Source organism: Saccharopolyspora cebuensis, from assembly GCF_039542665.1.
GTDB lineage: Bacteria > Actinomycetota > Actinomycetes > Mycobacteriales > Pseudonocardiaceae > Saccharopolyspora > Saccharopolyspora cebuensis.
Genome location: NZ_BAABII010000001.1, coordinates 204021 through 228712, shown reverse-complemented (window position 1 = coordinate 228712; position 24692 = coordinate 204021). Strand labels below are relative to the sequence as shown.

The 24692-nt window shown below is 72.4% G+C and carries 27 protein-coding genes; 18 read left to right on the top strand and 9 right to left on the bottom strand.

Annotated features, from left to right (window positions below; genetic code table 11):
• Positions 1-4 precede the first annotated feature (4 nt).
• Positions 5-586: a M23 family metallopeptidase gene (locus ABD976_RS01050; protein WP_345355563.1), complete on the bottom strand. Its 582-nt coding sequence runs from the start codon at positions 584-586 to the stop codon at positions 5-7.
• 366 nt (positions 587-952) lie between these two features.
• On the opposite strand from ABD976_RS01050, the gene rpsB reads away from it, so the two are divergent.
• The 6 genes from rpsB (at position 953) to ABD976_RS01020 (ending at position 6131) form a co-directional block, all read left to right on the top strand.
• Positions 953-1810: a 30S ribosomal protein S2 gene (rpsB, locus tag ABD976_RS01045; protein ID WP_345355560.1), complete on the top strand. Its 858-nt coding sequence runs from the start codon at positions 953-955 to the stop codon at positions 1808-1810.
• A 233-nt stretch (positions 1811-2043) separates the two neighbouring features.
• Positions 2044-2859 (top strand): translation elongation factor Ts, encoded by an 816-nt coding sequence (gene tsf / locus ABD976_RS01040; RefSeq protein ID WP_345355557.1) that lies wholly within the window; start codon positions 2044-2046, stop codon positions 2857-2859.
• Positions 2860-3084: 225 nt separating this feature from the next.
• Entirely contained in the window at positions 3085-3834 is a 750-nt protein-coding gene (gene pyrH, locus ABD976_RS01035) for a UMP kinase (protein WP_345355554.1), read from the top strand.
• Between the two features lie 99 nt (positions 3835-3933).
• Complete coding sequence (gene frr / locus ABD976_RS01030) at positions 3934-4491, top strand: ribosome recycling factor (protein WP_345355551.1); 558 nt, start codon at positions 3934-3936, stop codon at positions 4489-4491.
• Positions 4492-4527: 36 nt separating this feature from the next.
• A complete protein-coding gene (locus ABD976_RS01025; RefSeq protein ID WP_345355548.1) occupies positions 4528-5373 on the top strand; it encodes a phosphatidate cytidylyltransferase in 846 nt (281 codons plus the stop codon).
• Positions 5373-6131 (top strand): class I SAM-dependent methyltransferase, encoded by a 759-nt coding sequence (locus ABD976_RS01020; protein ID WP_345355545.1) that lies wholly within the window; start codon positions 5373-5375, stop codon positions 6129-6131. The genes ABD976_RS01025 and ABD976_RS01020 overlap by 1 nt, the downstream gene beginning before the upstream one ends.
• Here ABD976_RS01020 and ABD976_RS01015 read toward each other — a convergent pair.
• Genes ABD976_RS01015 through ABD976_RS01000 form a run of 4 tightly spaced genes read right to left on the bottom strand, consistent with a single transcriptional unit; the run spans position 6115 to position 9344 of the window.
• Positions 6115-6789, bottom strand: a complete 675-nt coding sequence (locus ABD976_RS01015) for a metal-dependent transcriptional regulator (protein WP_369775001.1) — start codon at positions 6787-6789, stop codon at positions 6115-6117. The two genes, ABD976_RS01020 and ABD976_RS01015, sit on opposite strands and share 17 nt — an antisense overlap.
• Before the next feature lie 13 nt (positions 6790-6802).
• The gene (locus ABD976_RS01010) at positions 6803-7702 is read right to left on the bottom strand and encodes a metal ABC transporter permease (protein ID WP_345355539.1); all 900 of its coding nucleotides are present in this window, start codon (positions 7700-7702) and stop codon (positions 6803-6805) included.
• Entirely contained in the window at positions 7699-8427 is a 729-nt protein-coding gene (locus ABD976_RS01005) for a metal ABC transporter ATP-binding protein (protein WP_345355536.1), read from the bottom strand. The genes ABD976_RS01010 and ABD976_RS01005 overlap by 4 nt, the downstream gene beginning before the upstream one ends.
• The gene (locus ABD976_RS01000; protein WP_345355533.1) at positions 8424-9344 is read right to left on the bottom strand and encodes a metal ABC transporter substrate-binding protein; all 921 of its coding nucleotides are present in this window, start codon (positions 9342-9344) and stop codon (positions 8424-8426) included. The genes ABD976_RS01005 and ABD976_RS01000 overlap by 4 nt, the downstream gene beginning before the upstream one ends.
• 69 nt (positions 9345-9413) lie before the next feature.
• Between ABD976_RS01000 and rlmN the strand changes: the two genes are divergently transcribed.
• A complete protein-coding gene (gene rlmN, locus ABD976_RS00995; RefSeq protein WP_345355530.1) occupies positions 9414-10520 on the top strand; it encodes a dual-specificity RNA methyltransferase RlmN in 1107 nt (368 codons plus the stop codon).
• Between the two features lie 374 nt (positions 10521-10894).
• Here rlmN and ABD976_RS00990 read toward each other — a convergent pair whose 3' ends face one another.
• Positions 10895-11179: a DUF2631 domain-containing protein gene (locus ABD976_RS00990; RefSeq protein WP_345355527.1), complete on the bottom strand. Its 285-nt coding sequence runs from the start codon at positions 11177-11179 to the stop codon at positions 10895-10897.
• A 131-nt stretch (positions 11180-11310) separates the two neighbouring features.
• Between ABD976_RS00990 and ABD976_RS00985 the strand changes: the two genes are divergently transcribed.
• The 6 genes from ABD976_RS00985 (at position 11311) to ABD976_RS00960 (ending at position 17261) form a co-directional block, all read left to right on the top strand.
• Entirely contained in the window at positions 11311-11568 is a 258-nt protein-coding gene (locus ABD976_RS00985; RefSeq protein WP_345355524.1) for a hypothetical protein, read from the top strand.
• Between the two features lie 8 nt (positions 11569-11576).
• Positions 11577-11906 (top strand): hypothetical protein, encoded by a 330-nt coding sequence (locus ABD976_RS00980; protein ID WP_345355521.1) that lies wholly within the window; start codon positions 11577-11579, stop codon positions 11904-11906.
• Between the two features lie 240 nt (positions 11907-12146).
• Positions 12147-13400: a 1-deoxy-D-xylulose-5-phosphate reductoisomerase gene (gene dxr / locus ABD976_RS00975; RefSeq protein WP_345355518.1), complete on the top strand. Its 1254-nt coding sequence runs from the start codon at positions 12147-12149 to the stop codon at positions 13398-13400.
• A gap of 158 nt (positions 13401-13558) precedes the next feature.
• Entirely contained in the window at positions 13559-14842 is a 1284-nt protein-coding gene (locus tag ABD976_RS00970) for a M50 family metallopeptidase (protein ID WP_345355515.1), read from the top strand.
• Positions 14843-15160: 318 nt separating this feature from the next.
• Positions 15161-16312 (top strand): flavodoxin-dependent (E)-4-hydroxy-3-methylbut-2-enyl-diphosphate synthase, encoded by a 1152-nt coding sequence (gene ispG, locus ABD976_RS00965; RefSeq protein WP_345355512.1) that lies wholly within the window; start codon positions 15161-15163, stop codon positions 16310-16312.
• Between the two features lie 112 nt (positions 16313-16424).
• The gene (locus tag ABD976_RS00960; RefSeq protein ID WP_345355509.1) at positions 16425-17261 is read left to right on the top strand and encodes a GNAT family N-acetyltransferase; all 837 of its coding nucleotides are present in this window, start codon (positions 16425-16427) and stop codon (positions 17259-17261) included.
• 16 nt (positions 17262-17277) lie between these two features.
• Here the strand turns inward: ABD976_RS00960 and ABD976_RS00955 are convergent, their stop codons facing one another.
• From ABD976_RS00955 to ABD976_RS00945, 3 genes are all read right to left on the bottom strand, one after another.
• Positions 17278-18066, bottom strand: coding sequence for an SAM-dependent methyltransferase (locus tag ABD976_RS00955; RefSeq protein WP_345355506.1), 789 nt, complete (start codon positions 18064-18066; stop codon positions 17278-17280).
• Between the two features lie 123 nt (positions 18067-18189).
• Positions 18190-18459, bottom strand: coding sequence for a helix-turn-helix domain-containing protein (locus ABD976_RS00950; protein WP_345355503.1), 270 nt, complete (start codon positions 18457-18459; stop codon positions 18190-18192).
• A complete protein-coding gene (locus ABD976_RS00945; RefSeq protein WP_345355500.1) occupies positions 18459-18965 on the bottom strand; it encodes a DUF2975 domain-containing protein in 507 nt (168 codons plus the stop codon). Before ABD976_RS00945 ends, ABD976_RS00950 begins: the two co-directional genes overlap by 1 nt.
• 203 nt (positions 18966-19168) lie before the next feature.
• On the opposite strand from ABD976_RS00945, the gene ABD976_RS00940 reads away from it, so the two are divergent.
• From ABD976_RS00940 to ABD976_RS00920, 5 genes are all read left to right on the top strand, one after another.
• Complete coding sequence (locus ABD976_RS00940) at positions 19169-20959, top strand: penicillin-binding transpeptidase domain-containing protein (RefSeq protein WP_345355497.1); 1791 nt, start codon at positions 19169-19171, stop codon at positions 20957-20959.
• A 243-nt stretch (positions 20960-21202) separates the two neighbouring features.
• Complete coding sequence (locus ABD976_RS00935; RefSeq protein WP_345355494.1) at positions 21203-21607, top strand: type II toxin-antitoxin system VapC family toxin; 405 nt, start codon at positions 21203-21205, stop codon at positions 21605-21607.
• Positions 21608-21670: 63 nt separating this feature from the next.
• On the top strand, positions 21671-22528 hold the full coding sequence (gene map, locus ABD976_RS00930) for a type I methionyl aminopeptidase (protein ID WP_345355491.1): 858 nt from the start codon (positions 21671-21673) through the stop codon (positions 22526-22528).
• A gap of 165 nt (positions 22529-22693) precedes the next feature.
• A complete protein-coding gene (locus tag ABD976_RS00925) occupies positions 22694-24235 on the top strand; it encodes a cobyric acid synthase (RefSeq protein ID WP_345355488.1) in 1542 nt (513 codons plus the stop codon).
• Positions 24236-24245: 10 nt separating this feature from the next.
• Positions 24246-24482 (top strand): type II toxin-antitoxin system Phd/YefM family antitoxin, encoded by a 237-nt coding sequence (locus tag ABD976_RS00920; RefSeq protein ID WP_345355486.1) that lies wholly within the window; start codon positions 24246-24248, stop codon positions 24480-24482.
• Positions 24483-24692 lie beyond the last annotated feature (210 nt).

The window sequence follows — 24692 nt, the reverse complement described above, 5'->3', positions numbered from 1 at the left end:
CGCCTCACCAGGGCAGCAGCCGGACGCGGCCCGCGCCGAGCAGCGCGAGCGGGTCGTAGTAGGTCGCGTCCCGCCGGGCGCCCCAGTGCAGGCAGGCCGCCGCCGCGCACCCCGGGTGGCCCGGTTCGAGGTGGCCGATCGGCCGGCCCCGGGCGACCCGGTCGCCGACCGCCACCAAGGGGCGCACCGGCTCGTAGGTGGTGCGCAGCCCGCCCCGGTGCCCGATCGACACCACCGGGCGGCCCGCCACCTCCCCGGCGAACAGCACCGTCCCGTCGCCCGCGGCGAGCACCGGCTGCCCCGGGCGCCCCGCCAGGTCCACGCCCCGGTGGCCCGGTCCGTACTGGTGGGCCGGGGGGTCGAAGGGCCGGACCGCGGTGGCCGGGACCAGCGGCCAGCCGAACCGCTGCGCCGTCCGGCTCGACGTCCCGCCGGGCGGATCGCCGCTGGTCGTGGCTCCGGCCGGGGTGCGGTCGACGGCGCGGTACGCGGGCCGCGGGGGAGCGGCGCCGGGGTCGGGCGGCGTGGCGACCAGCGCGGCGCCGGTGGCGGTGACCAGCAGGAGGCTTGAGATCAGCGGGTGCATGGCATCACAGTGGAGAGGTCAGCACCGCGAGCACCAGGGTGAACGGAAAATCTGTGGACAAACCGGGCACCTGTGGAGAACTCTGACTCCACGATCGGGTCAACTGGCCGCGAGGTACACTGTTGGCGCGGTTTCGTGTCCGCACGGACCGACTTCGCGCGTCCGCAGCGCCTCCGCACCACACCTGCTCAGGGAGCGGTTGCCCGGCAACCGGCCTCCAGGCGGGGAGGAGGTACCGACCCCCCGCGGTCCCGGCTCAGCCGGGTGGGGAGTCGAGGCGGGCGCCAGGGCGGCAGGTCACCCGGCCTGCCGCGGCAACCGATCGCGCGCTCCGGCGCGCCCGACACACGAGGTGCGAATCAGGCCATGGCCGTCGTCACCATGAAGCAGCTGCTCGACAGCGGCGTGCACTTCGGGCACCAGACCCGTCGGTGGAACCCGAAGATGAAGCGCTACATCTTCACCGAGCGCAACGGCATCTACATCATCGACCTGCAGCAGACGCTGTCGTACATCGACGCGGCGTACGACTTCGTCAAGCAGACGGTCGCCCACGGCGGGACGATCCTGTTCGTCGGCACCAAGAAGCAGGCGCAGGAAGCGATCGCCGAGCAGTCCCAGCGGGTCGGCATGCCCTTCGTGAACCAGCGCTGGCTGGGCGGCATGCTCACCAACTTCCAGACCGTCCACCGGCGTCTGCAGCGTCTCAAGGAACTCGAGACCATGGAGCAGACCGGTGGCTTCGAGGGTCGCACCAAGAAGGAGATCTTGATGCTGACCCGCGAGAAGGACAAGCTGGAGAAGACGCTCGGCGGTATCCGCGACATGAGCAAGGTGCCCAGCGCCGTGTGGATCGTGGACACCAAGAAGGAGCACATCGCCGTCGGCGAGGCCCGCAAGCTGGGCATCCCGGTGGTGGCGATCCTGGACACCAACTGCGATCCGGACGAGGTCGACTACCCGATCCCGGGCAACGACGACGCGATCCGGTCCGCCGCGCTGCTGACCCGCGTGGTCGCCGACGGTGTCGCCGACGGGCTGATGGCCCGCAGCGGCCGCACCAACGGTGCCGCCGAGGCCGCGGAGAAGCCGGCCGCCGGTGAGGAGCCGCTGCCGGAGTGGGAGAAGGAGCTGCTGGCCGGCTCCGCCCAGGCCGCCGGTTCCGCCGACGCGGGCCAGGCCGGGGAGGCCCCCGCCGCCGACGAGCAGTCCGCGCAGTCCTGATCGACCGCCCCGCGCCCGCCGCACCCCGGCGGGCGCGGGGTCCGGTCCCGCCGCCGGCGGCAGCCGGGCGGCGTCGCGCGATGTCCCGCCCGGACCGCGCCGGTGCGCTGCGCCGAACCGCCAGCCGGTAGCCAGTCGCACAACTCCACCGCGGACCCCACCGCCACCCGGCGCGTGCTCGTGGACCGCCCCAGACATTCCCGCTGCGTACGAAGAAGGACGGACAACGCACGATGGCGAACTACACCGCTGCTGACGTCAAGCGTCTTCGGGAGAAGACCGGCGCCGGCATGATGGACTGCAAGAAGGCGCTCGAGGAGGCCGCGGGCGACTTCGAGAAGGCCGTGGAGGCGCTGCGCATCAAGGGCGCCAAGGACGTGGGCAAGCGCGCCGAGCGCTCCACCGCCGAGGGCCTGGTCGCCGCCGAGGGCGGCGTGCTCATCGAGCTGAACAGCGAGACCGACTTCGTCGCCAAGAACGACGAGTTCATCGAGCTGGCCGCCAAGATCGTCGGCGCCGTCCAGGGCGCCGGTGCCACGGACCTGGAGTCCGCGCTGGCCGCGCCGCTGGACGGCAAGACCGTCGGCGAGATCATCCAGGACCTGTCGGCCAAGATCGGCGAGAAGCTGGAGCTGCGCCGGGTCGCCAACCTCGACGGCGAGGTGGCCACCTACCTGCACCGCCGCGCCACGGACCTGCCCCCGGCGGTGGGCGTGCTGGTGCAGTACACCGGCCCCTCCGAGGAGGCCGCCCGCGCCGCCGCGATGCAGGTCGCCGCGCTGCGGCCGAAGTACCTCAGCCGCGACGACGTCCCGTCCGAGATCGTCGAGGACGAGCGCCGCATCGCCGAGGAGACCGCGAAGGCCGAGGGCAAGCCGGAGCAGGCGCTGCCCAAGATCGTCGAGGGTCGCCTCAACGGGTACTTCAAGGAGAACACGCTGCTGGAGCAGTCCTCGGTGCAGGACAGCAAGAAGACCGTGAAGGCGCTGCTGGAGGAGGCGGGCGTGACCGTGACCGGGTTCGTCCGCTTCGAGGTCGGCCAGGTCTGACCCGCCCCCACCGCTCCCGAGCGGACGGGCCGCCCGGCGGGTGCGCCGGGCGGCCGCTGGGTACTGTGTGACGCCGACCGGGTCCGCCCGGTCGGTCGACGTGACGAGCCGTCGGATTCGGCATCGGCGCCCCGCCTTGGTCGCAAGGCGGGGCGCTTTGGCGAGGGGACGGCTCCCGCGCACCGCGACGAGACGTAGTTCCACCGAACCTCGCAGGAGGAACCAGTGACCGACGACGGCCCCATGCATCGCGGCTACGGGCGAGTGCTGCTCAAGCTGGGCGGTGAAATGTTCGGCGGCGGCGGCGTCGGAATCGATCCCGACGTGGTCGGCACGGTCTCCCGGCAGATCGCCGATGTCGTCGCCGACGGGGTCGAGGTCGCCATCGTGATCGGGGGCGGCAACTTCTTCCGCGGGGCTGAGCTGCAGCAGCGCGGCATGGAACGCGCGCGCGGCGACTACATGGCGATGCTCGGCACGGTGATGAACTGCCTCGCGCTGCAGGACTTCCTGGAGCGCGAGCACGGCATCGACACCCGGGTGATGACCGCGATCACGATGGGCCAGGTCGCCGAGCCCTACATCCCGCGCCGCGCCATGCGCCACATGGAGAAGGGCCGCGTGGTCATCTTCGGCGCCGGGACCGGGATGCCGTACTTCTCCACCGACACCACGGCCGCGCAGCGCGCGCTGGAGATCGGCTGCGAGGTGGTGCTGATGGCCAAGGCCGTGGACGGCGTTTACAACGCCGACCCGAAGACCACCCCGGACGCCACCCTGTTCGAGGCCATCACCCATCGGGAGGTACTCGAACAGGGGCTGAAGGTGGCCGATGCGACGGCGTTCAGCCTGTGCATGGACAACCACATGCCCATCCTGGTGTTCAACCTCCTGGAGGAAGGCAACATCGCCCGCGCGGTCGGCGGTGAGAAGATCGGCACGCTGGTGAGCACCCCGGCGGCCCCGCCCGCCTGACTGAGCTGGGATCATCCTGGCGGTTCGCGGGGGTGCCCGGCGGCTCGCGAACCGCAGCACGCACACTTGCAGTGTCCATCGGTGACTTAAGGAGCAGCCGTGATCGACGAAGCGCTTCTCGAAGGCGAGGAGAAGATGCAGAAGGCGGTGGAGGTGGCCAAGGACGACCTGTCCACGGTCCGCACCGGCCGCGCCAACCCCGCCATGTTCTCCGGCATCGTCGTCGACTACTACGGTTCGCCGACGCCGCTGAACCAGCTCGCGAGCGTGTCGGTGCCGGAGGCCCGGCTGGTCGTCATCAAGCCCTACGACGCCAGCCAGCTCAAGGCGATGGAGACCGCCATCCGGGACTCCGACCTGGGCGTCAACCCCTCCAACGACGGTCAGCTGATCCGGATCGCCATCCCGCAGATGACCGAGGAGCGCCGCAAGGACATGGTCAAGCTCGCCAAGCAGAAGGGCGAGGAGGGCAAGGTCACCGTCCGCGGCATCCGGCGCAAGGTCAAGGAGCAGATCGACAAGATCGTCAAGGACGGCGAGGCCGGCGAGGACGAGGGCACCCGGGGCGAGAAGGAGCTGGAGAACCTCACCCAGCGCTACGTCGCCCAGATCGAGGACCTCGTCAAGCACAAGGAATCGGAACTCCTCGAGGTCTGATCGGTGACCGCCGGCCAACGCGAAGGTGAGTTCGGAATGTCCGCTGACAAGCCGGGCGAGCCTTCGCGTCCCTCCAGGGCCGGGCGTGATCTCCGCGCCGCCATCGGCGTCGGGCTGGTGCTCGGCGCGGCGATCGTCCTGTCGCTGCTGATGGTGCGGTTCCTGTTCATCGGGATCGTGGCCGCCGCGGCGGCGGTGTCCAGCATCGAGCTGGCCGGGGCGCTGCGCCGCGGTGCGGGGATCCGGGTCTCGCTGCTGCCGGTCCTGGTCGGCGGGCAGGCGATGATCTGGCTGTCCTGGCCGTTCGCGCTGCACGGCGCGCTGGTCGCGTTCGTGCTCACCACCCTCGCCTGCCTGGCCTGGCGCTTCCGGCACGGCGTGGACGGCTACCTCCGGGACGTGACCGCCTCGGTGTTCACCGCCGCCTACGTGCCGCTGTTCGCCGCGTTCGCCGCGATGCTGGTGGTGCCCGAGGACGGGGCGTTCCGCGCGCTGTGCTTCATGATCGTCGTCGTCGCCTCGGACACCGGCGGGTACGCGTTCGGCGTGCTGCTGGGCAGGCACCCGATGGCGCCGAAGGTGAGCCCGAAGAAGTCCTGGGAGGGCTTCGGCGGTTCGATGCTGGTCGGCGCCGTGGCCGGGGTGCTGTCGGTGACGTTGCTGCTCGGCGGCCAGTGGTGGGACGGCGTGGTGTTCGGCGTCGCGCTGGTGTGCTGCGCGACGGTGGGCGACCTGATGGAGTCGCTGATCAAGCGCGACCTCGGGATCAAGGACATGGGCACGATGCTGCCCGGGCACGGCGGCCTGATGGACCGGATGGATTCGCTGCTGCCGTCCGCGGTGGTGGCCTGGCTGGCGTTGTCCTGGCTGGTCCCGACCTGATGCGGACCTGGCGGCAGCGGTCGCGACCGCAGGTGACGCCGAGCCCCAACATCTGGCACTGGCCCGAGGTCTACGCGGTGGAGAACCGCGCGCAGGACAGCACCGGTGCGGTGTGGCGGGCGCTGCGGGAGCGCTGCGACTGGACCGGCGCGGACGTGCTCGACGTGGGCTGCGGGGACGGCTTCCACCTGCCGGTCTTCGCCGCGACCGCGCGCACCGCGGTCGGTGCCGAACCGCACCCGCCGCTGGCCGAGGCGGCGCGGCGCCGGATGGCCGGGACACCGGGTGCGCGGGTGGTGACCGCCCCGGCGCAGCGGTTGCCGCTGCCGGACGCCTGCGTCGACGTGGTGCACGCGCGCACCGCGTACTTCTTCGGCCCCGGCTGCGAGCCGGGGCTGGCCGAGGCCGAGCGGGTGCTGCGGCCCGGCGGCGTGCTCGCGATCGTCGACCTGGACCTCGCCGCCCCGCCCTACGGCGACTGGATGCGCGCCGACGCCCCGCAGCTCGACCCCGCCGAGGTGGAGCGCTTCTTCGACCGGCACGGCTTCGAGTCGGTCCCGGTGGCCTCGCAGTGGCGGTTCGACGACCGGGCCGAGCTGGCGGCGGTGCTGGGCATCGAGTTCTCCGCACCGGTCGCGGCGCGCGCCCTCCGGGAGACGCCGGGCCGCACGTTGCCCGTCGGCTACCGGGTGCGGACCCGGCGCAAACCCACCGGCCTGCTCGGGGCGCGGTCCACCGGCCTCAGCGGCGGACGCTGATCGACAGGGCGGCGGCGATCTCGTCGCCGAGGAAGTGGGTCTCGGGTTCGCCCTCGCCGACGCGGACCACCAGCGGCCCCCCGAACGGCTTGCGTTCGACCACCTCGATGCGGGCGCCGAGGGTGATGCCGTGCTCGGTGAGGTAGCGCAGCAGCTCCGAATCGGTGTCCCAGACGCGCGCGACGGTGCCCACGGTCCCCGGCGCCACCCGGTCGAGCAGCTCGGTCTGCGGTTCGGCCACGTCGCCCTCGGCGGTCGGGATCGGGTCGCCGTGCGGGTCGATCGTGGGGTGGCCCAGCTTGGCCTCGATGTGCGCGATGAGCTCGTCGGAGACGGCGTGCTCCAGCGCGTCGGCCTCGCGGTGCACCTCGTCCCAGGTGTAGCCGAGCTCCTCGACCAGGAACAGCTCGATCAGCCGGTGCCTGCGCAGCACGTCGTTGGCCAGCCGCTCGCCCCGCGGCGTCAGTTCCACGCTGCGGTAGCGCTGGTGGGTGACCAGGCCGAGCTGCGCGAGCTTGGTGATCATCCCGGACACCGAGGACGGGCTCAGCCCGAGCCGCTGGGTCAGGGTGGCGTTGGTGACGGGCACGCCGCGTTCGCTCAGCCCGTAGATCGTCCGGAGGTAGTCCTCCACGGACGGCGACGGGCGCTCGGCCATACTCGTCATGCCCTCACGATAGAGGCGTCGCGGCGTCCGCAGGACTCCGGTGGGGCCCGCGCGACCGGTGCCGCCGCAGCTGGCGGGCGATGATCCCGTGCCGCGGTGCGCCCAGGTAGGCCAGCGCGAACACCACCGCCTGGCACAGCACGACCATCCCGCCGGTCGAGGTGTCGACGTGGAAGCTGAGGTAGGTGCCGAGCACCGCGCTGAGCACCGCCACCGCCGCCGCGGCGGCCAGCATCCGGGGGAAACGCCTGGTCAGCAGGAAGGCCGTCGCGCCCGGCGTGATCAGCATCGCGGTCACCAGCACGACCCCGACCGCCTGCAGCGCCACCACCACGGTCAGCGCCAGCATGGTCAGCAGCAGCGCGCCGATCCGCTTCGGGCTCAACCCGATCGCGTGCGCGTGGGTCGGGTCGAAGGCGTAGAGCGTCAGGTCCCGCCGCTTGGCCAGCGCGACCAGCAGCACGGCCGCGGCGATCACCAGCACCTGCGCGATGTCCTGGTCGCTGACGCCGAGGACGTTGCCGAACAGGATGTGGTTGAGGTCCACCTGGCTGGGCACGCGCGAGACCAGCACCACGCCCAGCGCGAACAGGCCGGTGAACACCACCCCGATCGCGGTGTCGCCCTTGAGCGCGGTGGTGCCGCGCACCCCGGCGATGAGCAGCACCGCCAGCACCCCGAACAGGAACGCGCCGACGGAGAACGGGGCGCCGACGACGTAGGCGAGCACCACGCCGGGCAGCACCGCGTGCGAGACCGCGTCGCCGAGCAGCGACCAGCCGATCAACGTCACCCAGCAGGACAGCACCGCGCAGACCAGCCCGGCCACCGCGCTGATCAGCAGCGCGCGCCGCATGAACCCGAACTCCAGCGGTTCGGCCAGCCACTGCAGCACGTCGATCATCGCGCCTCCTGGTCGGCGAGCCCGAAGGCGCGGGCCAGCGCCTCGGGGGTGAGCACCTCGTCGAGCGGTCCGTGCGCGATGACCCGGCGTTGCAGCAGCACCGCCTCGTCGCACAGCGCGGGCACGCCGGCCAGGTCGTGCGTGGAGATCACCGCGGTGCGGCCCTCGGCGGCCAGCTCCCGCAGCAGCTCGACGAGCACCGCCGCGGAGGACGCGTCGACCCCGGCGAAGGGTTCGTCGAGCAGCAGCAGCGCGGCGTCCTGGGCGAGGGCGCGGGCCGCGAAGGCGCGCTTGCGCTGCCCGCCGGAGAGCGCGCCGATCGACCGCCCGGCGAGGTCGGCGAGCCCCACCCGGTCCAGCGCGGCGTGCACCGCCTCGGTGTCGGCGCGGCGGGCCCGCCGGGTGGGGCCCATCCGCCCGTAGCGGCCCATCAGCACCACGTCGGCGACGGTGACCGGGAAGTCCGGGTCGATCGCCTCGGCCTGCGGCACGTAGGCGACGGCCCCGGAGCGGCGGGCGCGCCGCGAGCCGGTGCCCAGCAGCCGGATCTCGCCCCGGTCCGGCCGGACCAGCTCCAGCAGGGCCTTGAACAGCGTCGACTTCCCGGATCCGTTCATCCCGAGCAGGCCGCAGATCCGACCCGGGGCGACGGTGAGCGTCACGTCGTCGAGGGCGAGCACCGGTCCGTAGCGCACCGCGACGCCGCGGGCCTCGATCGCGTTCACCGGGCACCTCCGCGCAGCCCCTCGACGATCACCCGCGCGTCGTGGCGCAGCAGGTCGAGGTAGGTCGGCACCGGGCCGTCCGGCCCGGACAGCGAGTCGACGTGCAGCGGCGGACCCAGCTCCGCGCCGGTCTCCTCGGCGACCTGCCGCTGCGCCTGGTCGTTCACGGTCGACTCGCAGAAGATCGTCGGCACCCCGTTCGCGCGAACGAACTCGGTGGTGGCCTTGATCTGCTGCGGGGTGCCCTCCTGCTCGCTGTTGACCGGCCACAGGTACGCCTCGCGCAGCCCCGCGTCGCGGGCCAGGTAGGAGAACGCTCCTTCGCAGGTGACCAGCGCCCGGTGCTGCTCCGGGATGGTGGCCAGCTCGGCGCGCAGCGAGCGGTCGACGGCGTCCAGCTCGGCCAGGTAGGCCTCGGCGTGGGCGCGGAAGGCGGCTTCGTGGGCGGGGTCGAGCCGGACGAAGGCGTCCCGGATCGCGATCACGTAGTGGCGGGCGGTGCGCGGCGACATCCAGGCGTGCGGGTTGATGGCATCGCTGCCGCTGATCGGGATCGGCGCCACGCCCTCGGTGAGGGTGACGTGCTCGGCCTCGCTGCGCTGCACGAACCGCTCGAACCAGCGCTCCAGGCCGAGCCCGTTGTCCAGCACGAGATCGGCCTTGGCCGCGGTGAGCAGGTCGCTGGGCGTGGGTTCGTACTCGTGGACCTCGGCGCCGGGCTTGGTGATCGAGTCCACGGCGATCAGCCCGCCCGCGACGTTGCGCGCCATGTCGGCGATGACGGTGAACGTCGTCACGACCCGCGGTCGTTCGTCGGCGGGCCGGCCCGCGCCGGTGCCGCACGCGCTGAGCAGCAGCACGAACGACGTCAGGGCGGCGATCCGTTTTCGCCCGGCAGCGGGTCCGCGTTTCGGCACGGCGAAAACTGTACCCGGCGCGGTGGCCCGCACCAAGGTCGAGTCCGGGCGTGGGACACTGGGAGAGCTATGTCTGCGACCTCCCTCCCGCTCGTCTTCGACGCACCGCGCCGCGGGCTGCCCCCGCGCCACCTCGCCGACCTCTCCGCCGAGGAGCTCAAGGCCGCCGTGGCCGAGCTGGGGGAGAAGCCGTTCCGCGCCAAGCAGCTCGCGCACCACTACTTCGGGCGGCTCACCGACGACGTCGAGTCGATGACCGACATCCCCGCCGGCAGCCGCACCAGGCTCGCCGAACAGCTGCTGCCGAAGCTGCTCAGCCCGGTCCGCGACGTGGACACCGACGGCGGCACCACCCGCAAGACGCTGTGGCGGGCGCACGACGGGACGATGCTGGAGAGCGTGCTCATGCGCTACCCGGACCGGGCGACGGTGTGCATCTCCAGCCAGGCCGGGTGCGGGATGGCGTGCCCGTTCTGCGCCACCGGCCAGGGCGGGTTGCAGCGCAACCTGTCCACCGCCGAGATCGTCGACCAGGTCCGCGCCGCCGCGGCGGCGATGCGCGACGGCGACGTGCCCGGCGGCGCCGGACGGCTGTCGAACGTCGTGTTCATGGGCATGGGCGAGCCGCTGGCGAACTACAAGCGGGTGGTCCAGGCGGTCCGGCACATCACCAGCCCGTCCGGGCTGGGCCTGGCGCAGCGCTCGGTCACGGTCTCGACGGTCGGCCTGGCCCCGGCGATGCGCAAGCTCGCCGACGAGGGGATGCAGATCCGCCTCGCGGTCTCGCTGCACACCCCCGACGACGAGCTGCGCGACACGCTGGTGCCGGTGAACAACCGCTGGTCGGTCGACGAGGTGCTGGAGGCGGCGCGCTACTACGCCGACGCCAGCGGCCGCCGGGTCTCCATCGAGTACGCCCTGATCCGCGACGTCAACGACCAGCCCTGGCGGGCCGACCTGCTGGCCAAGCGGCTGCGCAAGCACCTCGACCAGCTCGCCCACGTCAACGTCATCCCGCTGAACCCCACCCCGGGCAGCAAGTGGGACGCCAGCCCCAAGCCGGTCGAGCGCGAGTTCGTCCGCCGGGTCAACGACGGCGGCGTGGCCTGCACCGTCCGCGACACCCGGGGCCAGGAGATCGCCGCGGCCTGCGGCCAGCTCGCCGCCGAGGAGTGAGCCCGGGCCGCCGCCGCTGAGCGGGGCTCGGCGCGGTGGTCGGCAAGGCGGCGCTGCGGCGACCGGCGCTGGCCCGCGCAGGCGGCCGGACCTCTCGCCGGAGTCGCTAAGGGTTCTTTCCGGATGCGGCGGAGCCGCATGCGGTGGGGCACGCAACCGGCACCGCATGCGGGTTCTCAGCGGTCCACTCGCAAGGACAGCGCCGACGCCGGGTACGCCGTGGGTGCATCAGGAGGCGATCGGCGCAGCGAGAAGGCCGCTGAGTTCCGCATCCCGCACCGCCGAGCAGGCCATGGGCGAAAGCGGTCCGGAGCCGAAAGACGACGACGCCGCCGGGAGCGGGGCTCTCCGGCGGCGTCGTTCGTCGGCTGGGATCAGCTCCAGGACTGGCGCTTCTTCTTCCGCAGGTCGTAGATCAGGGCGAGGGCCATGATGGCGGCGATGAAGACCAGGTAGCCGTCCTCGGTCTTGAAGGAGTCGCCACCGCTGAGGATGCCCTGGTGGTTGCCGATCAGCATCATCACCATCGCGAACACGGAGAACCACCCGGCGATCTGGGTGCCCTTCGGGAAGCCGCCGTGCCAGCCCCACTCCGCCGACGGCTCTTCGGCCGGGTCGACGGCCTGGCCGGGCTTCTTCTCCAGCTCCGTGCTCGCCACGTTGCCCTCCTGTACCACACCGGCCGCGCGGGCCGGACCGATCCGCTTCACGCGCCGGTCCATCTTCGCACACCGCCCCGGGACGACGATCGTCCGGCGGGCCGACCGGGCGCCGGGCCGGAGCTGGGATCATGACCACCCTGGACAGGGGGAGGGCGATGGGGTACTGGAAGAAGCACCCGCGCAAAGACATGGAGAAGGTTCTCGAAATCTTCCACCAGAACGGGTGGCGGGTCGAGGATCCCCCCAAGTACTACCGGGTGAAATGCCCCTGTGGCGACCACCAGCGCTCCATACACCTGACCCCGAGCAACCCCAAGTACGGTGAGCAGGCGCTAGGCTGGCTCTACCGGCAGGTGTGCACGCCGAACGAGGGGGGATCCAGGTGACGGTCGGAGTGCTGATCCACTGGAAGTTCAGCGTGCCGAGCGCGTCCGTCGACCTGTTCGAGCACGCCGACCGGCTCACCGAAGCGCTTCTCGACCAGGAGGAGTGCACTCCGCAGTTCACCGACTCGGCTGTGTCCGTCGACCGCGGCGAGGGCATCGTCGAGGTCGAGGCCAGCGTGAAGGCCGCCACATCCGACGAGGGAATCGCGGTCGGGCAGGCGGCCATTCGCACCGCGTTGCACGCCTGCGGCGTGAGCACCCCGTTCTGGCCGTCGCACGACGAGCTGCTGACTCTCCTGCCGCGCAACTTGGAGACCGAGGAGCAGGCGCTCACCTGATTCGGACCCGTCCGACAAGACGGGTGCCGAACGTCGCGCAAGGCCTGGGGCAATCGGGACAGCGGGTGACCGAGGCGGAACGTGGTGCTCCCGGTGCCGGGCGAAGTCCCACCGCGCTCGGCTTCGACGTCGCGTCCGCTGCACGGTCCGGCGGGCCGAGGGGGCCTGTGTGCGGTCGGCAATCGTGATTTGCGCACCGCGCGCGTCCCACCGCGACCGGGTTCGGGAAGAATGGCGGCGATGCGCGCCGAGACCCCGAACCACACCGACACCGCGAACCGCACGGGTACCTCCCGCACCGTGCTCGTCCTGGGCTCGACCGGCTCCATCGGCACCCAGGCGCTCGACGTGATCCGCCGCAACCCGGACCGCTTCCGGGTCGCCGGGCTGGCCGCGGGCGGATCCGATCCGCGCGCGCTGGCCGCCCAGGCGCTGGAGTTCGAGGTGGAGGCCGTGGCGGTGGCCAAGCCCACCGCGCTGGAGGACGTCCAGCTCGCCCTGTACGCGGAGGCCCAGCGGCGCGGGTACGCGTCCGGCGAGTGGCGGGTGCCCCGGCTGCTCACCGGACCGGACGCGGTCACCGACCTGGTGGAGAGCACGCCCGCCGACGTGGTGCTCAACGGCGTGGACGGCTCCCGGGGGCTCGGGCCGACCCTGGCCGCGCTGGCCAGCGGCGCCCAGCTCGCGCTGGCCAACAAGGAGTCGCTCATCGCGGGCGGCCCGCTGGTGCTGGAGCGGGCCGCGCCCGGCCAGATCGTGCCGGTGGACTCGGAGCACTCCGCGCTGGCGCAGTGCCTGTTCGGTGGTCGCGCGGATGAGGTGGACCGGTTGGTGCTCACCGCCTCCGGCGGTCCGTTCCGGGGCCGCACCAAGGCCGACCTGGGCGAGGTGACGGTGCAGCAGGCGCTGGCCCACCCGACCTGGTCGATGGGCAGCGTGGTCACCATCAACTCGGCGACGCTGGTGAACAAGGGTCTGGAGCTGATCGAGGCGCAGCTGCTGTTCGGCGTCGACTACGACCGGATCGACGTGGTGGTGCACCCCCAGTCGATCGTGCACTCGATGGTCACCTTCACCGACGGCTCGACGCTGGCCCAGGCCAGTCCGCCGAGCATGATGATCCCGATCTCGCTGGCCCTGGACTGGCCGAACCGGGTGCCCGGCGCCGCCCCGGCCCTGGACTTCCGGGACGCCCAGTCGTGGACCTTCGAGCCGGTCGACGACGCGGCGTTCCCGGCGGTCGAGCTGGCGCGCTACGCCGGGCGCACCGGCGGCTGCGTGCCGGCCATCTACAACGCGGCCAACGAGGAGGCGCTGGCCGCGTTCGTCGACGGCCGGACCGGCTTCCTCGGCATCGTGCACACTGTGGGTGAAGTGCTCGCCGAGGCCGACCGGTGGAAGGACGGCCCGGCGGACCTCGCGGAAGTCTTCGCGGCCGAGGACTGGGCCCGGACCCGGGCCCGCGAGCTCGTCGCGACGGGAAGGGCGAAGTAGTGGTGCGCGCAGCGCGGTTCGCGGAGCGGGGCGGGCGGCGCCGCGCTGCGGGAGCCCGTCCTGGTGCGGGTCGAAGCGGCGCCTGAGGCCCCTCGGCGGTGCCGGTGGGGCGGCCCACCGCAAGGCGGCTGTCGCCGCTTTTCGAAAGGAGTCATTGGATGCTGGTCGTCGTGGGCATCGTCATATTCTTCGTCGGCCTGCTGTTCTCCATCGCCTGGCACGAGCTCGGCCACCTGCTGACCGCGAAGATGTTCGGCGTCAAGGTCACGCAGTACATGGTCGGCTTCGGCCGGACGCTGTGGTCGCGGAAGAAGGGCGACACCGAGTACGGGATCAAGGCCGTCCCGTTCGGCGGCTACATCCGGATGATCGGCATGTTCCCGCCGAAGCGCGAGGAGGAGTACGGGCGCACCGCCTCCTCCGCGCCGTGGCGGGTGATGATCGAGGACGCTCGCGAGGCCGCCTCCGAAGAGGTCACCGCGGAGGACGCGCACCGGCAGTTCTACCAGCGCAAGCCGTGGAAGCGGATCATCGTCATGGCCGCAGGCCCGGTGATGAACCTGATCCTGGCGGTGGGCATCTTCGCCGCGATCCTGATGGGCTACGGCGTGTCCACCCCGACCACCACGGTCGAGGCGGTCAGCGAGTGCGTGCTGCCCGCCGACGCGGCGGACACCACGACCTGCCCGGCCGGCGCCCCGGCCTCCCCGGCCGCGGCGGCCGGGTTCCGGCCGGGTGACCGCATCGTCGAGTTCAACGGCCGCTCCTACGCCGAGTGGGAGCAGTTGCAGCGGGCCATCCGGGACTCCTCCGGGACGGTGCCGGTGGTGGTGGAGCGCGACGGTCAGCGGGTGCACCTCTCGGCCGACCTGATGCAGACCGAGCGGCCCCGGCTGGACGACACCAGCGAGAGCGTCACCGTCGGCTTCCTCGGCCTCACGCCCACCATGCACCTGGTCAAGCAGGACGTCGGCGGTGTCGTGGGCACCATGACCAACATGGTGACCCTGACCGCGCAGAAGGTCATCGAGCTGCCGCAGCGGGTGCCCGACCTGGTCGGCGCCATCGCCGGGGGCGAGCGGGAGCAGGACTCGCCGGTCGGCATCGTCGGGGCCAGCCGGCTCGGCGGCGAGGTGCTCTCCTCCGACCAGATCGGCGTGGACGCCCGGATCATCATGATGTTCAACCTGCTCGCCGGTGTGAACCTCTCGCTGTTCGTGTTCAACATGCTGCCGCTGCTGCCGCTGGACGGCGGGCACATCGCGGGCGCGGCGTGGGAGTCGATCCGGCGCGGGTTCGCGAAGGTGGTGCGCAGGCCCGACCCGGGACCGTTCGACACGGCCAAGCTGATGCCGGTGGCCTACGCGGTGAGCCTGCTGTTCATCGGGTACTCGCTGCTGGTGCTGGTCGCCGACGTCGTCAACCCCGTGACGCTGTTCTGACGTCCCGCCCGGCGACGGCCGAGCGGGGTGAGGGGCACCCTCGCCCAAGTAACTCGGGCAAGGGTGCCCCTCACCTGGCTTCCGAACGGGTGAGGGCCCGCTTGGTGACCGGTCGCGGCGGGCCGTGTTCGCCCGGTCGGGGCCGTCACCCTGCTGCGTCCCGCTTCCGAGTGCCGACATCCGGGTGAACGGGTGCCGACGATCACGTGACGTGAGCTCACCTACCCCGGGCGCGCCGGGCCGGGGCCGTGCACGTCGGTATCGTGGAGCCGGGCGGTGCTCGCCGCCCGGTGACGACCCAGAGGTGGAGAGGAATCGATGACCGTCGATCTGGGGATGCCCGTGGGGCCGGCGCCGGTGCTCGCGGAGCGGCGCAAGACCAGGCAGTTGCAGGTCGGTCCGGTCGGGGTGGGCAGTGAGTCCCCGATCTCCGTGCAGTCGATGACCACGACGAACACGGCGGACATCAACGGGACGTTGCAGCAGATCGCGGAGCTGACGGCGGCGGGCTGCGACATCGTGCGGGTGGCGTGCCCGAGCGCGGACGACGCCGAGGCGCTGCCCGCGATCGCGGGCAAGTCGAAGATCCCGGTGATCGCCGACATCCACTTCCAGCCGAAGTACGTCTTCGCCGCGATCGAGGCGGGGTGCGCGGCGGTGCGGGTGAATCCGGGCAACATCCGCAAGTTCGACGACAAGGTCCGCGAGATCGCCCAGGCCGCCACCGATCACGGCACGCCGATCCGGATCGGGGTCAACGCCGGGTCGCTGGATCCGCGGCTGATGGAGAAGCACGGCAAGGCCACCCCGGAGGCCCTGGCGGAGTCGGCGCTGTGGGAGGCGTCGCTGTTCGCCGAGCACGGCTTCCACGACCTGAAGATCTCGGTCAAGCACAACGACCCCGTGGTGATGGTGCGGGCCTACGAGATCCTGGCCGAGCGGTGCGACTACCCGCTGCACCTGGGGGTGACCGAGGCGGGTCCGGCGTTCCAGGGCACGATCAAGTCCGCGGTGGCGTTCGGGGCGCTGCTGCGCCAGGGCATCGGCGACACCATCCGGGTGTCGCTGTCGGCGCCGCCGGTGGAGGAGATCAAGGTCGGCACGCAGATCCTGCAGTCGCTGAACCTGCGGCCCCGCAAGCTGGAGATCGTGTCCTGCCCGTCCTGCGGCCGGGCCCAGGTCGACGTCTACAAGCTGGCCGAGGAGGTCACCGCCGGGCTGGAGGGCATGGAGGTGCCGCTGCGGGTCGCGGTGATGGGCTGCGTGGTCAACGGACCCGGCGAGGCCCGCGAGGCCGACCTCGGCGTGGCCTCCGGCAACGGCAAGGGCCAGATCTTCGTCAAGGGCGAGGTCGTCAAGACCGTCCCCGAAGCGCAGATCGTGGAGACCCTCATCGACGAGGCCATGCGCATCGCCGAGGACATGGGCGAGCCCGTGGACGGCGCCAGCCCGGTGGTCACCGTCTCCTGACCGGGGGCCGAACCCACCGCATTGCTCCGATCGGGTGACCTGCCGGTCGGGTGGCTGTGGTGCACGCCCGCCGGGGACGTCCTCCGGCGGGCGTTTCTGGCACTCTTGGCGGGTGCTCAAGCTCGCCGGTGCACGGCTACTGGAAGAACGCGACGCGCCGGTCGTCCGTTCCGCGCTCGACGCCGCCCCGGTCGCGGCCTGCATGGTCGCCTCGCGGGTCGAGGAGGTCGGGCTGCACCCGCTGCGCCTCGGCGGTGAGCTCTGGGGGTACGGCAACCGGCTGGAGGGGCTCTGCTTCTCCGGGGCCAACCTGATCCCGCTGCGCGGCGGTGCCGATGCCGTGCGGGCCTTCGCCGACCGCGCGCTGCGCCGCCGCCGGATGTGCTCCTCGCTGGTCGGCCCGGCCGACCAGGTGCTCGCCCTGTGGGACGCGCTGGCGCCGCACTGGGGTCCGCCGCGCGAGGTCCGCGCCGACCAGCCGTTGATGGTGCTGTCCGAGCGGCCGATGGTCGTCCCCGACCCGCTGGTGCGCCCGGTGCGCCCCGACGAGCTGGACCGCTACCTGCCCGCGGCGGTCGCGATGTTCACCGAGGAGGTCGGCGTCGACCCGAACGGCGAGGGCGGTGGCGCGAGCTACCGGGCCCGGGTCGCGGACCTGATCGCCTCGGGGCGGGCGTTCGCCCGCTTCGAGGGCGGCGAGGTGGTCTTCAAGGCCGAGGTCGGGGCGCTGTCGCGCACCGTGGGCCAGATCCAGGGCGTGTGGGTGCACCCGGACCGGCGCAGCACCGGGCTCGGCACGGCCGGTACCGCGGCGGTCGCCGACCGGCTGGTGCGCGGGCTGGGCCGCACCGCGAGCCTGTACGTCAACGACTTCAACATCGCCGCCCGCCTCGCCTACGCCAAGATCGGCTTCCGCAGCGTCGGCTCCTTCGCCACCGTGCTGCTCTGAGCTCCGGACCCGCGGTTCAGGGCAGGTAGGCGAGGGCGCCGTATCCGTTGGCGACGGGTTCGCCGGTCGTGTCGGGGCGCCACTGGTCGAGCGGGACCAGCCCGGGATCGAGCAGTTGCCAGCCGGTGAGCATGGCCATGATCGCCTCCCGGGAACGCGGTGTGATGGGGGTCGTGGTGCTGCGGTAGACCTCGCGGCCGCCGGCGACCTGCTCGGCGGTCATGGTGACCGGGCTGGCGTGGGACATCCCCAGGTAGCTGCCCGGAGCGCAGGCGCGGTGGTAGGAGGCGACGAGGCTCGCCGGGTCGTCGTCATCGGGCACGAAGTGCAGGATGGCCACGGCCAGCACCGCCACGGGGCGGGTGAAGTCCATCAGACCGGCCACGCCGGGGGCGGACAGGACCGCCTCGGGGGAGCGGATGTCGGCCTGCGTGATGGTCACGTGCGGCTGGCCGTCCAGCAGCGACCGCGCGTGGGACACGGCGACGGGCTCGACGTCGACGTAGGCCACCCGCGCGTGCGGGTCGTGGCGGTGCGCGATCTGGTGGACGTTGCCCACGGTGGGCACGCCGGAGCCCAGGTCGAGGAACTGGTCGATGCCGAGGTCGCAGAGGTGCGCGACCAGGCGGCCGAGGAAGGAGCGGTTGGCGCGGGCGAACCGGCCGATCTCCGGCGTCACCGCGAGCGCCTGTTCGGCGGCGATGCGGTCGACGGCGAAGTTCGCCGCTCCGCCGAGGAAGTAGTCGTACATCCGCGCCGCGTTCGGGCTGTTCACGTCCGGGCTGTCGAAGTCCGACCGTTCCATCGAGTCCCTCCGGTGCCGCGTGCGGGGTCGGCCCCCGGCGTGTGCGTCCAGACCCTAGCCAGGAGCGGCCGCGTGCTCCACCCCCGGAGATCGCGGGACGGCGGCCCGCGGCAGCGGACGAGGTCACCCCGGCGTGCCTGCGGACCCCGATCCCGGCCGGGATGCTCCCGTTGCCGGGGCCACCCGCTCGTCGGGCTCCCAGCGGAGCAGGTCGCCCGGTTGGCAATCGAGGACCTCGCAGAGCGCGGCGAGGGTGGTGAAGCGAACCGCCTTGGCGCGACCGTTCTTGAGCACCGCGAGGTTGGCGGGCGTGATCCCGACCCGGTCGGCGAGGGTGCCGACCGACATCTTGCGCCTGGCCAGCATGACGTCGATGTCGACGACGATCGGCATCAGATCACCACGTCCAGTTCGGACTGCAGGTGCTTCGCCTCGGAGTCGAGCGCCACTGCCTTGACCAGCAGCATTCGCAGCACCAGGACGATGAGGGCCACGCCCGCGATGACCAGGGAGGCTCCGCAGACCAGCCCGACGACCCCGGGGGCGACCGCATCGCCCGGTGTGGTCCGGTTGCTGTGGGCGGCCACCACCGCGATCCCGAAGGTGAGGACCGAGGCCGCCGCGATCGCGCCGATCACGACGTCGACGTACCGGAACGCGGCGTGGGAGAAGACCGTTCCGCCGCGCACCATGGTCAGCAGCCGCCAGATGCACACGCCCGTGATCTGCATGGTCACGATGCCCAGCACCACGATCACCACGAGGGCGACGCGCACGCCGGTGGGCGCCTCCCGCACGTCCTGCCACAGCAGCGGCACCAGCACGCCCTGGACGATCAGGGAACCGGTGAGCGCAACCGCGATGACGATGCGCAGTGCGACCACGGCCGACTTTCCCATGGTGAACTCCTTTGATCGTGCAACGATCGCAATTTATCGAAAATCGATAGGTTTGACAACGACGGGGGCGGCCGAGGTCGTCGACCGGTTCCAGGCCGGACCCCACGAAGAGCGCGAAAGCCGCCCCGCTCGTCCGACGGGACGCCGGAGCGGGTGCCGAACCGAGTTGCATCCTCCGCGGCGATCTTCGGCATACTCGCGGGGTGTTCTCCTCGCGGATCTTCGCAAGCCTGGCTTCGCTCGCGGTCGCGCTGCCGCTGACGGCCGCCTGCTCCACCGGACCGTCGGAGCAGGACGTCGCGACGGCCTTCCTCGACGCGGTGGCGGCCGGGGACGCCGGGGCGGCGGCGCAGCGGACCGACGCCCCGCAACCGGCGCGGCAGGCCATCGACACCACGCGGCAGGCGCTGTCCCCGGAGTCGGTGCGCGCGACCGTGCGCGGCGTGACCGAGACCGAGCGGGGCGCCCGCGCCGACTACGACATGTCCTGGGACCTCGGCGGCGGCCGGGTGTGGGAGTACCGGGGTTCGGTGCCGCTGACCGAGACCGACCAGGGCTGGCGGGTCCGCTGGTCCCCGTCGGCGCTGCACCCCGAGCTCGGTGCCGGGCAGACCGCGGCCCTGCGGGTGGACGAGCCCGAGCCGGCGCCCGTGCTGGACCGCGACGGCACGCCGCTGATGACCCCGGAACAGCTCATCACCGTCACCCTGCACCCGAACGAGGCCGGTGACGTGCCCGGCGTGGCGGCGGCGCTGGCCGACGCGCTCGACGACATCGAACCGGCCATCACCCAGCAGACGATCATGGACGGGGTGGGCCGCACCCGGCCCGGCGCCCCGTACGCGGTGGTGACCCTGCGGCAGGGCGACTACGAGCGGGTCCGGGACCGGATCTACGACCTGCCCGGGGTGCGGTTCCCGGCGCAGACCCGGCTGGTCACGGCCGAGCGCGGCTACGCCTCGCAGGTGCTCGGCGGGGTCGAGCGCAAGGCGCGGGAGCAGGTCGAGGCCGCCGCCGGGTGGCGGGTCGTGGCCGTCGACGGCGGCGGGGCGGAGACCGCCGTGCTGCACGAGGTGGCGCCGCGCCCGGTCGAGCCCATCGGCACCACGCTCAGCGATCCGACCCAGCGGGCCGCCGAACAGGCCGTCGACCCGGTGCCGCAGGCCGCGATGCTGGTCGCGATGCGCCCGTCGTCCGGTGAGGTGCTCGCCGTCGCGCAGAACGACCCCGCCGACCGGCAGGGCCCGGTGGCGCTGACCGGCCAGTACCCGCCCGGCTCCACGTTCAAGGCGGTGACCGCCACGGCCGCGCTGGAGTCCGGGGCGGTCGGCATCGACACGCCGGTGGCGTGCCCGGCGAGGCAGACGTTCGACGGGCGGGAAATCCCCAACGACAAGGAGTTCGAGCTCGGCACGGTGCCGCTGCGCACCGCCTTCGCCCAGTCCTGCAACACCACGTTCGCGCAGCTCGCGGTGGACCAGCCGCCGGAGGCGCTGCCGGACGCGGCGCAGCGCCTGGGCCTCGGCGTCGACTTCGACATGCCCGGCGCGATCACCATCACCGGTGACGTGCCGCCCGCCGAGTCGGTGGTGCAGCGCGCGGCGAACGGCATCGGGCAGGGCGAGGTGCTGGCCAGCCCGTTCGGCATGGCGCTGGCGACCTCGTCGATCGTCAACGGCCGGATGCCGGTGCCGACGCTGGTCCGCGGCGAGGAGACCACCGCCAACGCCACCCCGCAGCCGCCGTCGCCGCAGACCCTCGACCAGGTCCGGGCCATGATGCGCGAGGTGGTGACCAGCGGAACGGCCACCGGGGTCGCCGGCTCCGGCGAGGTGTCGGGCAAGACCGGCACCGCCCAGTACGGCGACGGGACGCGCTCGCACGGCTGGTTCATCGGGTTCCGGGGCGATCTGGCGTTCGCGGTGCTGCTGACCGACGCGGGCAGCTCGGGACCGGCGGTGGACACCGCCCGGGCGTTCCTCGGCGGGCTCTGATTCACGTCATCGAGTGATCACGGAGAGCGACGGAACTGCTATTTTGGAGTGACGGGGCGTCGTCGCGCGCGGGTGCGCCGCGACGCCTCCGGAGGGGCCCGGCCCGGGTCCGGTGACGCCCGGTGCCGGCGGCTCCCGCCCGGGGTTCCCTGCCCGGAGGCTCCCCGTCCGCTGGTTCCCGACCCCGCTGGATCCCCGTCCGCGCGCCGACCGGTCCGGTCGCGCCGCCGAACAGGAGTGCTCGTGATCTACTTCGATTCCTCCGCGCTGATCAAGCTGATCGCCCCCGAGCCGGAGAGCCCGGCGCTGAGCTCGTGGGTGCGGGAACGCCTGGAGCGGCGTCGCGCCACCAGCGCGTTGGCCAAGGTCGACGTGATGCGCCGGTTCCGGGTGGACGGCCCGGCGGCCGAGGACCTCGCCGAGATCGTGCTGTCGAAGCTGGACCAGTTGCCGGTGGAGCAGGAGGTGCTCGACCAGGCCGCCGAACTGCGCTTCGGGGTCGGCCCGGTGGACGCCGTGCACCTGGCCACCGCGATGGCGGAGCCGACGCTGCACGCCTACCTGTCCTACGACCCGGTGCTGCTGGACATCGCGGGCAAGCTCGGCTTGCGGACCGCCTCCCCTGGCTTCGACGGCGTCCTGGTGTGACCGGGTGCGGCGACGGGTCACCGCGCCGAGGGTGTCGCGGCACGCGTGGTTAGAGTGGAGGACATGCCGGTACGAGCCCCGCTGAACCCAGGTGTGCAGACCCCGCGTCGCGCCGTTCCCGCCACGATCGAGCGGCCGGAGTACGTGGACCGGCCGGCTCCGCAGCGCAACACCGACCCGGACGTGCAGCCGCCCGAGGTCATCGAGGCGATGCGCGCCGCGGGACGGCTCGCCGCGCAGGCCCTCGCCGAGGCGGGCAAGGTCGTCCGGCCCGGCGCCACCACCGACGAGATCGACGCGGTGGTGCACGAGTTCTTCTGCGACCACGGCGCCTACCCGTCCACGCTGGGCTACCGGAGCTTCCCGAAGTCCTGCTGCACCTCGCTCAACGAGGTGATCTGCCACGGCATCCCGGACTCGACGGTGATCGAGGACGGCGACATCGTCAACGTCGACGTCACCGGCTACCTCGGCGGCGTGCACGGCGACACCAACGCGACGTTCCTGGCCGGCGAGGTCTCCGAGGAGGTCCGGCTGCTCGTCGAGCGGACCCACGAGGCGACGATGCGCGGCATCAGGGCCGCCAAGCCCGGTCGGCAGCTCAACGTGATCGGCCGGGTGATCGAGTCCTACGCCAAGCGGTTCGGCTACGGCGTGGTCCGCGACTTCACCGGGCACGGCATCGGCCGGTCCTTCCACAGCGGACTGGTCGTGCTGCACTACGACGAGCCGTCGGTGCAGACCATCCTCGAACCGGGCATGACCTTCACCATCGAGCCGATGATCACCCTCGGCACCCACGAGTACGACCTGTGGGACGACGGCTGGACGGTCACGACCAAGGACAAGAGCTGGACCGCCCAGTTCGAGCACACCATCCTCATCACCGAGGACGGCAACGAGATCCTCACCCAGGTCTGACCCCGGTAGGGGTGACCGCGGCGGTCATCCGCGCTTCGCCGAAGCCCGGAACCGCGTAGCGAAGGGCGTGCTCGGCGTTCGGCGCGGCACCCGGCGGTGCTCGGCCGCCGGTGACCTTGCTCGCCCGCTGTCCCGCTCGCGCGCGGCGTGGGGTAGGAACGGGTGGTGCACGGGTTGTTGATCGCCGGGACGACGTCGGACGCGGGCAAGAGCGTGGTCACCGCGGGCATCTGCCGCTGGTTGGCCCGGCAGGGCGCCCGGGTCGCCCCGTTCAAGGCGCAGAACATGTCGAACAACTCCGTGGTCACCCCGGACGGCGGGGAGATCGGCCGGGCGCAGGCGTTGCAGGCCGCGGCCTGCGGGCTGGAGCCGTCCGTGCGGTTCAACCCGGTGCTGCTCAAGCCGGGCAGCGACCGGCGGTCGCAGGTGGTGGTGCTCGGCTCGGTCGACGGCGAGGTGACCGCGCTGTCCTACCGGGAGCGCAAGGCCGCCCTGCTGGAGACCGTGGTGTCCGCGCTGGAGGGGTTGGCCGCCAAGTTCGACCACGTCATCTGCGAGGGCGCCGGCTCGCCCGCCGAGATCAACCTGCGGGGCAGCGACATCGCCAACATGGGTTTGGCGCGGGCGGTGGACCTGCCGGTGCTGGTGGTCGGCGACATCGACCGGGGCGGGGTGTTCGCCCAGCTCTACGGGACCTTGGCGCTGCTCGACGCCGCCGATCAGGCGTTGATCGGCGGCTTCCTGATCAACAAGTTCCGCGGGGACCCGGCGCTGCTGGAACCCGGCCTGGAGCAGCTCCGGGCGCTGACCGGGCGGCCGGTGCACGGGGTGCTGCCGTGGGCCGAGGAGCTGTGGATCGACGCCGAGGATTCGCTGTCCTACGTCGCCGACGGCGTGATCGGCCGCCCCGCGCCGCCGGTGGGCGAGCAGTGGCTGCGGGTCGCGGTGCCGCGGCTGCCCCGGATCTCCAACGCCACCGACGTGGAGGCGCTCGCCGCCGAGCCGGGCGTGGCGGTCCGGTTCGTCACCGAGCCGTCGCGGCTGTCCGACGCCGACCTCGTCGTGCTGCCCGGCTCGAAGTCGACGGTGGCGGACCTGGCGTGGCTGCGCCGCACCGGGCTGGCCGACGCCGTGCTGGCGCACGCGCGGGCCGGGCTCCCGGTGGCCGGGATCTGCGGCGGGTTCCAGATGCTGGCCACCGGCATCACCGACCACGTCGAATCGGGCGACGGCCGGGTGGACGGGCTCGGATTGCTCGACTTGGAGATCGAGTTCGCCGCCGCCAAGACGCTCGCCCGGCCGCGCGGCACCGCGTTCGGCGAACCGGTCGGCGGCTACGAGATCCACCACGGGACCGTGGTCGGCCGGGGGGAGCAGGCACCGCTGGTGGAGCTGCCGGACGGCGAGGTCGAGGGCGGCGTGCGCGGATCGGTGCTCGGCACCCACTGGCACGGGCTGTTCGAGAACGACGCGTTCCGCCGGGAGTTCCTGCGCTGGGCCGCGCGGCGGGCCGGGCGGGACGGTTTCGCCCCCGCCGAAGACACCTCCTTCGCCGCCATCCGCGCCGGTCAGCTCGACCTGCTGGGCGATCTGGTGGAGCGGCACGCCGACACCGGCGCGCTGCTGCGGCTGCTGGACGGCGGCGCGCCCGCCGGATTGCCGGTACTACCGGCCGGTACGGCCCCGGGAGCCGTGGCGGCCCGGTAGCGTCGGTCCCATGGCTGCCGAGTTCACCGCCGACGAAGCGCGGGCGCGACTGGACGAGCTGCTGGACCGGGCCGAGGCGGGCGAAGAGGTCGTCATCACGCGCTTCGGCGCCCCGTCGGTGCGGTTGCAGCCGACCACCGGCCGCTCCCGGACCGGATTCGCGGCGGGCGTGTTCACCGGGGTGTGGGCGGTGCCGTTGGCGGCAGAGACCGGGCAAGAAGCCTTCGACATGGGCACCGACTACTGATCGCGTGTTCGGACTCGCCTTGCGTGGCGGTGCAAGCAGCGGAACCTCAGCGGCCTTCTCGCTCCGGGAGCCGCTCCTGATGTACCAAGCACGTACACGGCGTCGCGGCTGTCCTCGCGAGAAGGCCGCTGAGAACCCGCGGCGGTGCGAGCTGCGAGGGTGGGGCAAGGCGGAAGCGGCTTCGCCGCTTGCCTGACGGTGGTCGGGCTT

What these genes read in the sequence shown, in the direction of transcription:
- ABD976_RS01050 (WP_345355563.1), bottom strand. Translation starts at nt 586, where the DNA reads ATGCACCCGCTGATCTCAAGCCTCCTGCTGGTCACCGCCACCGGCGCC.
- rpsB (WP_345355560.1), top strand. Translation starts at nt 953, where the DNA reads ATGGCCGTCGTCACCATGAAGCAGCTGCTCGACAGCGGCGTGCACTTC.
- tsf (WP_345355557.1), top strand. Translation starts at nt 2,044, where the DNA reads ATGGCGAACTACACCGCTGCTGACGTCAAGCGTCTTCGGGAGAAGACC.
- ABD976_RS01025 (WP_345355548.1), top strand. Translation starts at nt 4,528, where the DNA reads ATGTCCGCTGACAAGCCGGGCGAGCCTTCGCGTCCCTCCAGGGCCGGG.
- ABD976_RS01020 (WP_345355545.1), top strand. Translation starts at nt 5,373, where the DNA reads ATGCGGACCTGGCGGCAGCGGTCGCGACCGCAGGTGACGCCGAGCCCC.
- ABD976_RS01015 (WP_369775001.1), bottom strand. Translation starts at nt 6,789, where the DNA reads ATGGCCGAGCGCCCGTCGCCGTCCGTGGAGGACTACCTCCGGACGATC.
- ABD976_RS01010 (WP_345355539.1), bottom strand. Translation starts at nt 7,702, where the DNA reads ATGATCGACGTGCTGCAGTGGCTGGCCGAACCGCTGGAGTTCGGGTTC.
- rlmN (WP_345355530.1), top strand. Translation starts at nt 9,414, where the DNA reads ATGTCTGCGACCTCCCTCCCGCTCGTCTTCGACGCACCGCGCCGCGGG.
- ABD976_RS00985 (WP_345355524.1), top strand. Translation starts at nt 11,311, where the DNA reads ATGACCACCCTGGACAGGGGGAGGGCGATGGGGTACTGGAAGAAGCAC.
- dxr (WP_345355518.1), top strand. Translation starts at nt 12,147, where the DNA reads ATGCGCGCCGAGACCCCGAACCACACCGACACCGCGAACCGCACGGGT.
- ABD976_RS00970 (WP_345355515.1), top strand. Translation starts at nt 13,559, where the DNA reads ATGCTGGTCGTCGTGGGCATCGTCATATTCTTCGTCGGCCTGCTGTTC.
- ispG (WP_345355512.1), top strand. Translation starts at nt 15,161, where the DNA reads ATGACCGTCGATCTGGGGATGCCCGTGGGGCCGGCGCCGGTGCTCGCG.
- ABD976_RS00955 (WP_345355506.1), bottom strand. Translation starts at nt 18,066, where the DNA reads ATGGAACGGTCGGACTTCGACAGCCCGGACGTGAACAGCCCGAACGCG.
- ABD976_RS00950 (WP_345355503.1), bottom strand. Translation starts at nt 18,459, where the DNA reads ATGCCGATCGTCGTCGACATCGACGTCATGCTGGCCAGGCGCAAGATG.
- ABD976_RS00945 (WP_345355500.1), bottom strand. Translation starts at nt 18,965, where the DNA reads ATGGGAAAGTCGGCCGTGGTCGCACTGCGCATCGTCATCGCGGTTGCG.
- map (WP_345355491.1), top strand. Translation starts at nt 21,671, where the DNA reads ATGCCGGTACGAGCCCCGCTGAACCCAGGTGTGCAGACCCCGCGTCGC.
- ABD976_RS00920 (WP_345355486.1), top strand. Translation starts at nt 24,246, where the DNA reads ATGGCTGCCGAGTTCACCGCCGACGAAGCGCGGGCGCGACTGGACGAG.